This window comes from Billgrantia endophytica (assembly GCF_002879615.1).
Classification (GTDB): Bacteria; Pseudomonadota; Gammaproteobacteria; order Pseudomonadales; family Halomonadaceae; genus Halomonas; species Halomonas endophytica.
Window position 1 is genome coordinate 130,156 of the sequence record NZ_PNRF01000012.1, and the last position, 12,664, is coordinate 142,819.

Consider the following 12,664-nt stretch of genomic DNA (forward strand, 5'->3'; position numbering starts at 1 on the left):
TCTGTATCGAGCCTGCCATGACGTCTTTCGAACGACGCTCACAACCAATGCTGCGCGCGAACGTCATGCGGATGCCGGAAACGCTCAAGACGAAATGGTTCAGGATCGACACAGGGCACATCGCCTGTTATCAGATCCGCCGCCAGTTGCCCTGCCGCGGGGGCAATGCCGAATCCATGTCCTGAGAAGCCTGTGGCCACTAGACATCCGGGCACATTCTCGACGGTCGAGATCACCGGAATGGCATCGGGTAGGGTATCGATCAACCCCGCCCAGGACTGGGCCACCTGCAGGCCGGCGAATGCCGGCAGGGCGCGCTTGAGGTCCTCGACCATACGCACCAGCGTCGGACGATGCGGCGCGGGGTCGAGCACGCGAATACGTTCGTAGATCGACACTCGCTCGGCCTGCCCCGGCCGCCAGCGCAGAACCTCATCGAGCCCCTGCCGCCCAAGGTGCGGTTGCAGTATCTCACGCTCGACCCGGTAGGCCGGCCAGAACAGGCGCAGGAAGCGCAGCGCGTCCGGCGTGACCTCGGCGAGATTGTTGGACGATGAGGCGATCGTCCACCCGCCGTCGAGACGTTTGCGCAGCGCCACCCTACCCAGGCTCAGGCAAGGCTCGACATCGACCGCCAAGGGCCGCGTCCTCAGCACCGAGGAGCGTACCTTGAGCTGCGGCAACGTTACCCCCAGGCCCGCCAGCAGCAGCCGCGACCAGGCACCACCGGCGATGACCACCGACTGGCAGGCGATTTCACCATGCTCGGTAACGACGCGCTCGATCCGTCCTCCAGCCCTTTCGATGCTGCGCACGGCACAATGCTGCTGCAGGTTGAGACCGCGCTCGATGGCGGCCTGGGCCATGGCCGGCGCCGCCTTCTGCGGCTCGGCTCGCCCATCCGCTGGGGTATGCAGGCCCCCGAACACTGGCCCCTGAAGGCCTGGAACCAGGCGCCGCATCTGCCCGGCATCCAGCAAGCGGCTATCGATGCCGTGTTCGGCAGCGGCCTCGCGCCAGCGGCCATGGCGTTCGAATTGCTTCTCGTCATGCGCGGCGTAGACGATGCCATGGCGACGAAATCCACACTCCCGGCCCAGCCTCTGGTTCATGCCCTCCCACATTTGCATGCTCGCCTCGATCAGCGGCAGCTCGCGCAGATCGCGACCGGTGCGTCGACACCATCCCCAGTTACGGCTGGACTGCTCGGCCGCCACCACGCCCTTCTCGAGCAGCACGGTATCGACTCCCTTGTCCACCAGCGCCAGCGCGGTCGCGACACCGACGATGCCGCCACCGATCACCACCACCTCGGCCCGCGTGGGAAACGCCGGCGTAGACTCCACGTTATCGACATTCGGTCCCATCTCTTCCTCCTGGTTCGGTGAAAGCGTCGTACAGGAATTCAGCTCTGCCCAAGGATGCGCTCCGGCGAGGTCAGCCGGCGATCCAGTGGGTTGAGGTGGGGCTCGATGCTCGCCACCTCGTCACGCAATGCCTGCACATAACGTTCGATCATCTCGGATGACAGTCGCGCGGAAAGGATCGTGAAGCCAAGCGAGGCGACCGGTCCCGTCTCGGCGACACGAATCGGCACGGCGATGCCGGCGACACCGGGCACCAGTTCGCCACGATCGAGGGCATAGCCCTGGGAGATGGTCTCGTCGATCAGCCGCCTCAGCTTGTCGCGCGTCAACGCCGGATAAGCGGCAATGCGCGGCCAATTACGCTCGAGAACCTCCTCGCGCTCATCGGCCGCCATGAATGCCAGCATCGACAGACTGCCGGGCCCTACACCCAGCGGTACATAACCACCGATCGACCCGGTCAGGGTCTGCAGCAGGAAGCTGCCGTCGTGGCGGTCTATGCATACCGAGTCGTCGCGATCGCGTGCCATCAGCATGGTGGTCTCGCCACTCTCCTGGCATAGCCTGGTCAAGGCCGGTTGGCACAGGCTGCGCAATCCGGGGCCATTGGCCGCCTTGGCACCAAGCACCAACAACTTGGTGCCGAGTCGGTAGCGTCGGCCATCGGGATCCTTGTCGAGCATGCCATGCTCGGCCAGGGAGTTGAGGATGCGGTGGCAGGTCGCCTTGTTGAGCTCCGCCTGCTCGCACAGCGCCTTGAGCGTCATGCCCTCGCGGCTCCCGCCGGCCACCAGGTCGAGCAGTAGCACGGCCCGGTCCAATAATTGTGCCCCGCTTTTTGGCGTGTGGTTAGTCATGGCGCGCCCCTTTTGTTTCATATTATGGAATTTATATAAAAAAAGTACCGCTTTGTGGAATTTTTCCTTGACGCTCGATTTTGCATCTCACATGCTCGAAACACAATCACAACAATCGTTATGTGGTGATATCAGATGACGATGCCCGACCTTCCCGACTCCCTGGCTCCTCTGTTTGTCCCATTGAGGATCAAGGGCCTGACGCTCAAGAATCGCATCATGAGCACCAGCCATGCCCCCGGTTACGCCAGTGCGGGCAGGCCCACCGAACGCTACATGGCCTACCACGAGGCCAAGGCCGAGGGTGGACTTGCACTGACCTGCTTCGGCGGCTCTTCCTCGGTATCGCTCGACTCGCCCGCCGCCCAGTGGCGACAGATTTCCGTCGCTGACGACGGCATCGTACCGGCGTTCCGGCGCTTCGCCGAACGCATCCACCGTCATGACACGGCGCTGATGTGCCAGTTGAGCCACCTCGGCCACCGCTCGCGCTACGATACCGAACACTGGCTGGCCCCGGTCGCCCCTTCGCCGCTAAAAGAGTTTGTCCACCGCAGCTTTCCGCGCAGTCTGGATCGCTTCGACATCAAGCGCATCGTCGAGGACTTCGGTCACGCCGCCCGACGCTGTCGCGAGGGAGACATCGACGGCGTCGAGATCATCAGTTCGGGCGCCCATCTGATCGGCCAGTTCCTGTCGCCAGCCACCAACCAGCGACATGACGGCTACGGCGGCTCACTGGCCAACCGCATGCGTTTCGGCCTCGAGGTCTTCGAGTCGATCCGCCGCCATGCCGGGAACGACTACGTGGCGGGACTGCGTCTGTCCAGTGACGAGATGAGCCCCGGCGCTCTCGATCACGCCCAATGCATCGAAATCGCCGCCGCGTTCGCCCACTCTGGATTGATCGATTTCCTGACCGTTTCCACCGCCCAGAATGCCTCGCCGCTCGGCCTGGCGCGTGCCATTCCCGGCATGTGGGCAGCCCCTCATCCCTATGCGGAATTGGCCGGCGACCTGCGCCGCGCGGCGGGCATCCCGGTCTTCCATGCCGGACGCTTCCTGACCCTTGAGCAAGGCGCGGCGGCGCTCGAGGCGGGACAACTCGACATGGTCGGCATGACCCGGGCACACATCGCCGACCCTCATCTGGTGCGCAAGGCCCTCGAAGGACGTACCCAGGAGATACGCCCGTGCGTGGGTGCCAACTACTGCGTCGAGCGCCTGCATCTTGGCGGCGTATCGCTATGCCTGCACAACGTCGCCACCGGTCGTGAAACCGCCCTGCCCCACATCATCGAAGCGGCACCGCGATCCCATCGCGTGGTCATCGTCGGTGCCGGGCCGGCGGGCCTGGAGGCGGCAAGAGTCTGCGCCGAACGCGGCCATCGGGTGGCGCTGTTCGAGGCATGCGAGACCGTCGGCGGACAAACCCTAGTCGCCGCCAGGGTCGACTGGCGCCGCAGCATGGCGGAGATCCCACGCTGGCTGGAAAGCCGCGTCCGCGCCCTGGGCGTCGAGTTACGCCTCGCCACGCAGGCGACTCCCGCCGAGGTACTGGCCCTGGAGCCGGATGTCGTGATTGTCGCAACGGGAGGTGTACCCAGCCTGGGGCAGTTCGAGGGCAGCCAACTGGCCGTCAGCGCGCGTGACATCCTTGCCGAAAAAGTGCCACCTGGCCGGCGCGTGCTGCTGTTCGACGACAATGGCTATCACCAAGGGCCATCCTGCGCCGAATACCTGCTCGAACGCGGCGCGGAAGTGGAGATCGTAACTCCCGAGCGTAGCCTCGGCGTGGAGATGAGCGCATCCAACTATGCCATCCACCTGCGCCACATCCATGCCGGCGGCGGCACCATCACCCCCGACCACCGGCTCATCCGGCTGGAGCGTACGGCACATGGCCTGCAAGCCGTGCTGCGCAACGAATACAGCGAACGCGAGTGCCTGCGCGAGATCGACCAGGTCGTCGTCGAGCACGGCTCGCTACCCGACGACGAGCTGTTCCACGCACTGGCGCCAATGGCCAGCAATGCCGGCAGGACCGACTGGCAGGCATTCGTCGAGCTCGCTCCCCAGCCCGAGCCGGACGACCCGGCGGGCTTCACGATCTTTCGCATTGGCGACGTACTGGCGAGCCGCGACGTGCATGCCGCCATGTTCGACGCCATGCGACTGAGCCTGGCAATCGGCATCGACCGGGCACCACGCACTACTCCCTGACCATGACATCCTAAACAAGGACAACACCATGTCACCGTACAATGCCCTCATCGGCGGTGTGACCGCCACACTACTGCTCGGCTTCGCTGCACAGGCTCAATCCGACACCCTCGCAGACATTCGGGAGCGCGACGTGCTGAGCGTCGGCATCAAGAACGACTACCCACCGTACGGTTACCTCGACGAGAACAATGAGATCGTCGGCTTCGAGATCGAACTGGTGCGTTACATCGCCAATGAGTTACTGGGTTCGCCGGACAAGGTCGAGCTGATCCCGGTAGTCGCCTCCAATCGTATCGAGTTGCTCAATTCCGGGCGCATCGACCTGATCATGGCGACGCTGGGGGTGACCGAGGAGCGGGCCCAGGTGATCGACTTCACCGAGCATTACGTCTCCGCCGCCGGCGCCTCGGTGCTCGCCCGCCAGGAAGCGCGCTTCGATCAGTGGGAACAACTCGAAGGACAGAACGTCTGCGGTATCCAGGGCGCCTACTACAACCGCACCCTGACCGACCACTATGGCATTCGCCTGGTCAACTTCACGGCACTGCCGGAAGCTTACCGCGCCCTGCAGGACAACCGCTGCGTGGCCATGGTCTTCGATGACATGACGCTGCGTCAGAAGCTCGGGGAGCCGGGCTGGGAAGGCTACAAGATCGCCGTCGAGCCCTATGAATACCTGCCGATGGCCGGTGGCGTGCGCAAGGGCGATGAGGCCTTCCTTGACGCCGTCAATGCAGCCATCGTCAAGGCCGAGGGAGAGGACCGGCTGATCGACTGGGAAGGCGAGTACGACATGCCTCCGTCCGACCACATCGCCGCACGCGCCGAAGCCGCGCGCGCTGTGGCCGAGTGACCCGAGCCCATGTTCGGACTCGACTACTCCTGGCTCGGCGACCCCGTCTACCAGCGCTGGCTGGTGGACGGGGTATGGGTCACCCTGCAACTGGCACTCGTCTCATCGCTGGCGGCGGTGGCGATCGGCCTGGTCGGTGCACTGGGGCAAACCCTGCGACTATGGTGGCTGGACGCCTGCATCGAGCTGTTCGTGGAAATATTCCGCAATACGCCACCACTGCTGCAGATGCTGTTCTTCTACTTCACCCTGACGCAGATCGGTTTCACCGTGACCGACCCCGTCACGGGATTGCAGCATCCCCTGCTCAGCGCCTTCGTGTCGGCAGCGATATCGCTGAGCCTGTTCGGCGGCGCGCTGTGCATCGAGGCGTTTCGCTCGGGGCTCGACGCGGTGCCCAAGGCAACCCTGGAAGCGGCTCGTTCGCTGGGCTACACCCGCCTGGGACTGTTCCGCCGCGTGCAGGCCCCAATCGCCGCGCGTGTCTGTCTGCCGTCGCTGACCAATATCCTCACCAACCTGTTCAAGACCACCTCGCAGGCCTCGGTGATCACCGTGCCGGAACTGATGTATGCCGCCGGGCAGGTCTACAGCGATACCTTCCGCACCCTCGAAATGATGCTGATGGTACTGCTGGTCTACGTCACGCTGGTCAGTCTGCTGGCCTGGGCGCTGACCCTGGCCGAACGGTTGCTCGCCTACCCCGGTTATGGCAAAGGATTCTGACATGCTCACCGACACCCGCTACCAGCGCCGCAAGCGCCTTGCCCTACTGGCCATCCTTGGCGCGGCGATCGCCTGGATCGCCTTCGACGCCTTGCTGGGCGGCAGCGCCGAGTGGGCCAGGGTCATCTCGCGCCTGCCCCTGCTGCTCACCGGCAGCGGCCCGGCATGGTCCATCCAGGGCGGCTTCGCCTTCAACGTGCTGATGGGAATGCTGAGCATGGCGATCGCCACACTGCTCGGTCTGCTGATGGGTATCGCATTGCTGGCACGCAACGCCTGGCTACGACGCGGAGCCTTCATGATCATGAATTTCCTGCGTAACTCACCATGGATCGTGCTGCTGTTCGCGATGCTCTATCTACTCCCTCACCGGGTCGAGCTGTTTGGCACGACGCTCTCTTTCTCTCCGTTCTTCAAGGCGGTCGTCGGCCTCAGCCTGCCCACCGCCGCCAACTTTGCCGAAATCATTCGCGGCGCGGTGGGCTCGGTGCACTCGGGGCAGTGGGAGTCGGCACGCTCGCTGGGCTACGGCACGGCGCAGATCTACCGCCAGGTGATCCTGCCACAGGCCCTGCGGCGCATGATCCCAGGGTGGATGAACCTCTATGCGCTGCTGATGATCGCCACGGCCCTGGCCACCGTCACCGGGGTACAGGAGGTGGTCACACTGCTGCGAACCACCCTGGCCATGGAGAGCGAAACCGCCCTGGTCTACTTCTATCTCACGGTACTGCTGATGTTCTTCCTCTACTGCTATCCCATCGCGTTGCTCGCCCGGCGTCTGGAGAACCGGACCAAGGGGGACGCCATATGACGGCACGCAACCAATCCCTGATCGAACTCGACGGTATTCGCAAGTCGTTCGGCGGCAACGAAGTCTTGAAAGGCATCTCACTGAACGTCGCCAAGGGCGAGGCGGTGTGCATCATCGGACCATCCGGCTCGGGCAAGTCGACCATATTGCGCTGTATCAACGGGTTGATTCCCATCGATGAAGGCTTCGTGCGCGTCGGCAAGCACCGCGTTCACGAGATCCGCCACGAACGCGGCATGCGTCCCTTGCGTCGCCAGGTGGCGATGGTGTTCCAGCAATACAACCTGTTCCCCCACCGCACCGCGCTGGAGAACGTGATGATGGCTCCGGTACAGGTGCTCAAGCACGATCCTGGCGAGGTCCGTGAACGCGCCATCGCACTGATGGCCAAGGTGCGGCTGGCCGGCAAGGAGTCGAGCTACCCCGGCGAGCTTTCCGGCGGCCAGCAACAGCGCGTCGCGATTGCCCGAGCGCTGGCCATGCAACCGGAGATCATTCTGTTCGATGAAGTCACCGCCGCACTCGACCCGGAAACGGTCAAGGACGTGCTGACGACCATCCGCGAACTGGTCGAGGAAGGCATGACCTGCCTGCTGGTGACGCACGAGATGCGCTTTGCCCGTGAAGTGGCCGACCGAGTCTGTTTCACCGACCACGGCCTGATCGTCGAGAGCGCGCCGCCGGCGGCGCTTTTCGACACGCCGCAGGATCCGCGCACCCGCGAATTCCTGAGCCAGGTGCTATGACCCCTTGCCCGAGACATGTCATGTCCCAACACGCCTCAGTGCTCACCAGCGACTTCCGTGCCTCTCCCTATTGGTGGGAAGCCGCGCCGCCGGAAACCTGTCTGGACCCATTACCGCCACGCACCGAGGTGGTGATCATCGGCTCCGGCTATGCCGGTCTCAATGCCGCCATAGAACTGGCACGGCACGGTCGCGAGGTAGTGGTGCTCGATGCCGAGGAACTCGGCAGCGGAGCCAGCACGCGAACGGGAGGCATGATCAGCAGCGGCCAGAAGCTGGTGGTGGGCGGCGCCATCAAGGGCATCGACTCGGCGCTCTTCGAACGCATGATCGAAGACTCCATCGACTCGTTCGCCTTCATTCAGCGACTGGTGCGCGACGAACGACTGGATGCCGACCTCGCCATCCACGGTCGCTTCTTCGGCGCCCACTGCCCCGGACAATTGCCCAAACTGTTCGAGATGGGCGACATCCTGCAGCGGGTCACCGGTGTCAACGTGCACCGTCTTTCACGCGAGAAGCAGCATAGCGTCATCGGTTCCGACTTCTATCACGGCGGCATCCTGGTAGACGACTATGGCGGACTGCACCCCGCCAAGTACCATCGAGCCCTGCGCGAGCTGGCCCGGCGTCAAGGCGCGCTGCTGCACTCGCATGCCCGCGTCACCGCGATAGACGAGGCCGGCGCCGACCGACGGGTCGTCACCGCCCGCGGTAACATCCTTGCCCGGGACGTCATCATCGCCACCAATGGTTACACCGATACCCTCGCCACTCCACGTCTGGCCAGACACGTGGTGCCGGTAAAAAGCTACCAGGTTGCCACCGAACCGTTGCCCGCCGATCTGCTGGAAGCACTGATTCCCGGTGGCCGAATGATCACCGACAGCCGGCGCGACCTCATCTATGCGCGTCCCTCGCCGGACGGCACTCGTCTGCTGTTCGGTTCACGCCCCGGGTTGTGGCAGATCGGCGATCGGGAAGCCGCCGTCAAGCTGCGCCGGCGCATGCTGGAAATCTGGCCCGAGCTGTCCGACTATCGCATCAGCCACGCCTGGAGCGGCAAGGTGGGCATGACCATGGACAAGACCGCACACGTCGGCGAGATGGACAATGCGCACTTCGCCGTGGGCTGCAACGGCAACGGCGTAGCACTCATGTCCTGGCTGGGTCATCGCATGGCGCAGAAGCTGCTGGACAGCCAGCCGCGTCCCCTGTCGTTCGATCGCGAGTCTTTTCCGCGTCCGCTGCTCTATAACGGGCGCCCATGGTTCCTACCCGTGGTCAGTGGCTGGTATCGCCTGCGCGATGCCCTGGACCGTCGCTTCGGCTGAGCACGGGGCATACGCACGAAGGAGTAGGCCAATGCAAACCATACGCACCGATATCGCTGTCGTCGGCCTGGGCGCCATGGGCAGCGCGACGCTCTATCAACTGGCCCGGCGCGGTACCGAGGTCGTCGGCGTCGATCGCTTCCTTCCCCCGCACGACCGTGGCTCCAGCCATGGCGAGACGCGCATCACCCGCCAGGCGGTCGGCGAAGGTGCTGCCTACGTACCCTTCGTGCTGGCTTCGCAGCGCATCTGGCGCGAGCTCGAGGAAGCCAGCGGCCACGAATTGTTCCACGCCTGTGGCGGGCTGATCATCGCCCCGCGCGACGCCAACGCCTCGCACCATGGCAAGACGGACTTCTTCGCCACCACCATGGCCACCGCCGAGCGCTTCGGGATCGCTCACCAGTTGCTCGAACGCGACGAGGTCATATCGCGCTTCCCGCAGTTTGCCGGCATGACCGACGATCAGTCGGCCTATTACGAACCCGGCGCCGGCTACCTGCACCCTGAGCGCTGCATCGACGTGCAGCTCGGCCAGGCCCATCATTACGGCGCTCGTATACTCACCGGCAGTGCCGTGCAGGCAATGGAGAACAGCGCATACGGTGTGCGCCTGACGCTCGGCGACTCGCGCATTGACGCTCGCCAAGTGGCGGTGGCCGCCGGTGCCTGGTGCGGCGAACTGCTGGGCGCACCCTTCGCCCACCTGTTGACGGTGCGCCGCCAGGTGCTGCACTGGTTCGCACTCGACCCGCATGCCCGCTTCCCGCATCCCTCACCGATCCACATATGGATGCACGGCAGCGGCGACAGCGACTACTTCTATGGCTTCCCACCCCTGCCTGGAGCCCTCGATATCAAGGTCGCCACCGAACAGTACCACTCGGCGGTACACGCCGATGCCCTCGAGCGCCAGGTCGCCCCGCACGAGTCGGAAATGATGTTCGAACGCCACCTGCGCGGTCGCATGACCGGCGTTACGTCTCGGGTCGTCGATGCCAAGGCGTGCCTCTACACCGTCACGCCCGATCACGGCTTCATCCTTGACACGCATCCTGATATGCCCGGGGTATTCGTCGTCTCGGCCTGCTCGGGTCACGGCTTCAAGCACTCCGCGGCCATCGGTCAGGCGGTGGCGGAACGTCTCCTGGCGCAGCCCAGCGATTTCGATCTGTCGCCCTTTGCCCTGTCCCGTTTCCGGGTATGACGCCAATCTCTCCTGTTCATCGTTTCCGTGCCATCCGGTGTCAGCAAGATGAGATCACTCGTGCTCTGAGTCATGCCAGAAAGGACATTGGCCGATAACTTAGCGACTATTACAGTGGTGATTGACTGCCAGTAAGAGGTAACTCCGTAAGTGAATCTTATGATCCGGAATCCGAGACCTAGTCAATCGAAACTCGATGCCGCACCTTGACTGGAAGGGCTAAACGAGCCGATGGGGCCGATCCAGTCATCCTCGACGAATTTTACGTCGGGTGCATTTACTAACACCTCGGCGAGAGCCTCCAATCGTGCCTTGCCAAATGTGAAGCCAAAGGGAATCTGGGCGGTTGGCTGCAGCACAAATGCGACCGGGCCAGCCAACAATGCGTCAGCTAGTGCTTCCGGCAACGGCCCCTCCATATCGCAGGCAACTGTTATAGGCTTCAGGCCCAGCAGATCAAGCATAGCAAGCAACCGGGGCTTGGTAGGCTCCTCGACCGCAACCAAATCCCCACGACGGGCAGCACTCTTGATTATCGCAATGGGTCGCGGCAGTTGCCCTGGGCGCGTGGTGGTGGGGCCCCTATCGGGACGGCATCGAAAGGCTGAATGGACTTCATGAGACCGTCCAGGTGGAAATGCTCGGGTAGTCCGGCACGTCCGGCATCACGAATTTACGGTGGTGGCGAGGCTCTCCGCCAGGTTCTTCACCAGCGCGTCGATGCGCCGCTCGGCCTGGGCCAGGGAGTCCCGCAGGCGCTGGTCGGCGAACTCGTCGTACTCCACGGCGATGCCGTGTACCTCCTCGATGCCCAGGTAGCCGAACACGGTACGCAGATGCGGTTCGACATGATTGCTGTGCGCCATGCATTCGCCCGGCTCGTAGCCGAAATCACCCCGGGCCCCAAGTACCACCAGCCGCTTGTTCATGTCGCTGAGCATCGGCCAGTAGGGCAGGCCCGGGCGGGAGCGGTCGAAGCCGAAGGTGCGGCCAACGCGAACGATATTGTCGATCCAGGCCTTGAAGCCGGCTGGCACGCCGAAGTTGTACATCGGCACGCCGGCCACGATCAGGTCGGCCTCCAGCAGTTCGTCGACCAGGGCGTCGCTCTCGGCCAGGACATCATGCATCCAGGGTTCACGTGCGGCGGATGCTGGCCCACGTCGCGACGGACGATGCGGTCGCCAGGGCGCAGGTGCTGCCAGCGCTCGATGAAATGGGCGCTCAGGCGCCGTGAGTGGGAGCCGTGGGGCTGGACGCCGGAGCGGCCGAGGCGTGCGCTGGCATCGAGATGCAGTAGGGTCGTCATGGCACTCTCCTGTATCGATCAAAATTCACTCACCCGGCAGGGAAGTGTGAAGAGAAGCATCGCTGAGTGACACTGGCCAGACAAACGATCTATCCTTGATCAATAGACAAGTTGAATTTGTTCATGGGGTGTCATGCAAAGACGTCTGCTACCGCTTTCTCAGCTGCGTGCCTTCGAGGCGGCGTCGCGTCACTGCAGCTTCAAGCGTGCCGCTGAAGAGCTGGGCGTCACGCCCGCGGCGATCAGCCATCAGGTGCGTGAATTGGAAACGAGCCTGGGCGTCGCGCTGTTCGAGCGCCGCACCCGGAAGGTGGTGCCGACGAGCGCGGCGGCATTGCTTCAGCCAGTGCTGACTCAGGGCTTCGACGCCTTCGCCGACGCCCTGCAGGCATTGCGGGAGCGGGCGGTGCCGGCCAGCGTGACGCTTTCCTGCACGCCGGCCTTCGCCAGCCAGTGGCTGCTACCGCGCCTGGCCGATTTTCATGCGACACACCCCGATATCGATCTGCGCATCCATGCCAGCGAGGCGCTGCTCGACCTGTCGCGAGGGACGGCGTTGGCGATTCGCTATGGCGTCGGGCCCTATCCGGATCATGAGGCGGAGGAACTGGCCACCGACCGCTTCGCCCTGGTCGCGAGCCCACGGCTCGGCCTCGTTAGCGTCGAGGAGCTCGAGGGAGTACGCCATATCGAATTCGACTGGTACTGCCCGAGCCTCGGCCTGCCTACCTGGGAGACCTGGTGCCAGGCGGCGGGATGCTCTCCTGCCGTGCTGGGGCCGCGCCTCGCCTTCTCCGACGAGAGCCACGCGATCCAGGCCACCATCGCCGGTCAAGGCGTGGCCCTGTTGGGGTTGACCCAGATACGTGACGAGTTGGAGCGCGGTGTGCTGCATGTGCCTTTCGGCCCGATCCTGCCGGGGCTGCGCTATCACCTGCTGCGTGGCCGGACGGCAGAGGAGCGGCCTGAAATGACGCGGGTGGCCGCCTGGCTGCGGGAAGCGTTCGCGACGTCTCCCCTGGCATCGCCCGTTTCATCGAGTTAGACTCGCCGCACCACCTTCGATCTCCATCAGGAGCCTGCACGCCGATGAAGTAATTCCTGTCCACACCGATTTCGCTCGCCCTCCGGGGCGGTGTCTATCGTGTGCAGGTGGCGTGGTTCCGCTCGTTCGTCCCGCTTTTCCCATCGATCCTTGGTATCGCGCTGCCTGCCCCCAAACGTG

Annotated in this window: 13 protein-coding genes; 8 read left to right on the top strand and 5 right to left on the bottom strand. The window is 64.1% G+C overall.

Annotated elements, in window-relative coordinates; all coding sequences use genetic code 11:
• Window positions 1-38: 38 nt before the first annotated feature.
• Window positions 39-1,367, bottom strand: coding sequence for an NAD(P)/FAD-dependent oxidoreductase (locus tag C1H69_RS05665; RefSeq protein ID WP_102652432.1), 1,329 nt, complete (start codon window positions 1,365-1,367; stop codon window positions 39-41).
• A 38-nt stretch (window positions 1,368-1,405) separates the two neighbouring features.
• Complete coding sequence (locus C1H69_RS05670; protein WP_102652433.1) at window positions 1,406-2,224, bottom strand: IclR family transcriptional regulator; 819 nt, start codon at window positions 2,222-2,224, stop codon at window positions 1,406-1,408.
• A gap of 135 nt (window positions 2,225-2,359) precedes the next feature.
• Between C1H69_RS05670 and C1H69_RS05675 the strand changes: the two genes are divergently transcribed.
• Genes C1H69_RS05675 through solA form a run of 7 tightly spaced genes read left to right on the top strand, consistent with a single transcriptional unit; the run spans window position 2,360 to window position 10,130 of the window.
• Window positions 2,360-4,447, top strand: a complete 2,088-nt coding sequence (locus tag C1H69_RS05675) for an NADH:flavin oxidoreductase (RefSeq protein ID WP_102652434.1) — start codon at window positions 2,360-2,362, stop codon at window positions 4,445-4,447.
• 28 nt (window positions 4,448-4,475) lie between these two features.
• Window positions 4,476-5,303 carry a transporter substrate-binding domain-containing protein gene (locus tag C1H69_RS05680; protein ID WP_102652435.1) on the top strand — a complete coding sequence of 276 codons (828 nt, stop codon included), beginning with the start codon at window positions 4,476-4,478 and terminating at the stop codon, window positions 5,301-5,303.
• A 9-nt stretch (window positions 5,304-5,312) separates the two neighbouring features.
• The gene (locus C1H69_RS05685; protein WP_102652436.1) at window positions 5,313-6,029 is read left to right on the top strand and encodes an amino acid ABC transporter permease; all 717 of its coding nucleotides are present in this window, start codon (window positions 5,313-5,315) and stop codon (window positions 6,027-6,029) included.
• Between the two features lies 1 nt (window position 6,030).
• Complete coding sequence (locus C1H69_RS05690) at window positions 6,031-6,843, top strand: amino acid ABC transporter permease (protein ID WP_102652437.1); 813 nt, start codon at window positions 6,031-6,033, stop codon at window positions 6,841-6,843.
• Window positions 6,840-7,589: an amino acid ABC transporter ATP-binding protein gene (locus C1H69_RS05695; RefSeq protein ID WP_102652438.1), complete on the top strand. Its 750-nt coding sequence runs from the start codon at window positions 6,840-6,842 to the stop codon at window positions 7,587-7,589. The genes C1H69_RS05690 and C1H69_RS05695 overlap by 4 nt, the downstream gene beginning before the upstream one ends.
• Window positions 7,590-7,609: 20 nt before the next feature.
• Window positions 7,610-8,923 (top strand): NAD(P)/FAD-dependent oxidoreductase, encoded by a 1,314-nt coding sequence (locus C1H69_RS05700; RefSeq protein ID WP_102652439.1) that lies wholly within the window; start codon window positions 7,610-7,612, stop codon window positions 8,921-8,923.
• Between the two features lie 31 nt (window positions 8,924-8,954).
• Window positions 8,955-10,130 carry an N-methyl-L-tryptophan oxidase gene (solA, locus tag C1H69_RS05705; RefSeq protein ID WP_102652440.1) on the top strand — a complete coding sequence of 392 codons (1,176 nt, stop codon included), beginning with the start codon at window positions 8,955-8,957 and terminating at the stop codon, window positions 10,128-10,130.
• Window positions 10,131-10,312: 182 nt separating this feature from the next.
• On the opposite strand, the gene C1H69_RS05710 is transcribed toward solA, so the two are convergent.
• The 3 genes from C1H69_RS05710 to C1H69_RS24075 all read right to left on the bottom strand — a co-directional run bounded on the left by C1H69_RS05710 (window position 10,313) and on the right by C1H69_RS24075 (window position 11,439).
• A complete protein-coding gene (locus C1H69_RS05710; protein WP_102652441.1) occupies window positions 10,313-10,594 on the bottom strand; it encodes a hypothetical protein in 282 nt (93 codons plus the stop codon).
• 201 nt (window positions 10,595-10,795) lie between these two features.
• Complete coding sequence (locus tag C1H69_RS05715; protein ID WP_240609824.1) at window positions 10,796-11,260, bottom strand: FMN-dependent NADH-azoreductase; 465 nt, start codon at window positions 11,258-11,260, stop codon at window positions 10,796-10,798.
• Window positions 11,200-11,439 carry an NAD(P)H-dependent oxidoreductase gene (locus tag C1H69_RS24075; RefSeq protein WP_240609825.1) on the bottom strand — a complete coding sequence of 80 codons (240 nt, stop codon included), beginning with the start codon at window positions 11,437-11,439 and terminating at the stop codon, window positions 11,200-11,202. The genes C1H69_RS05715 and C1H69_RS24075 overlap by 61 nt, the downstream gene beginning before the upstream one ends.
• A gap of 133 nt (window positions 11,440-11,572) precedes the next feature.
• Between C1H69_RS24075 and C1H69_RS05720 the strand changes: the two genes are divergently transcribed.
• Window positions 11,573-12,484 (top strand): LysR substrate-binding domain-containing protein, encoded by a 912-nt coding sequence (locus tag C1H69_RS05720; RefSeq protein WP_102652442.1) that lies wholly within the window; start codon window positions 11,573-11,575, stop codon window positions 12,482-12,484.
• The last annotated feature ends 180 nt before the right edge of the window (window positions 12,485-12,664 follow it).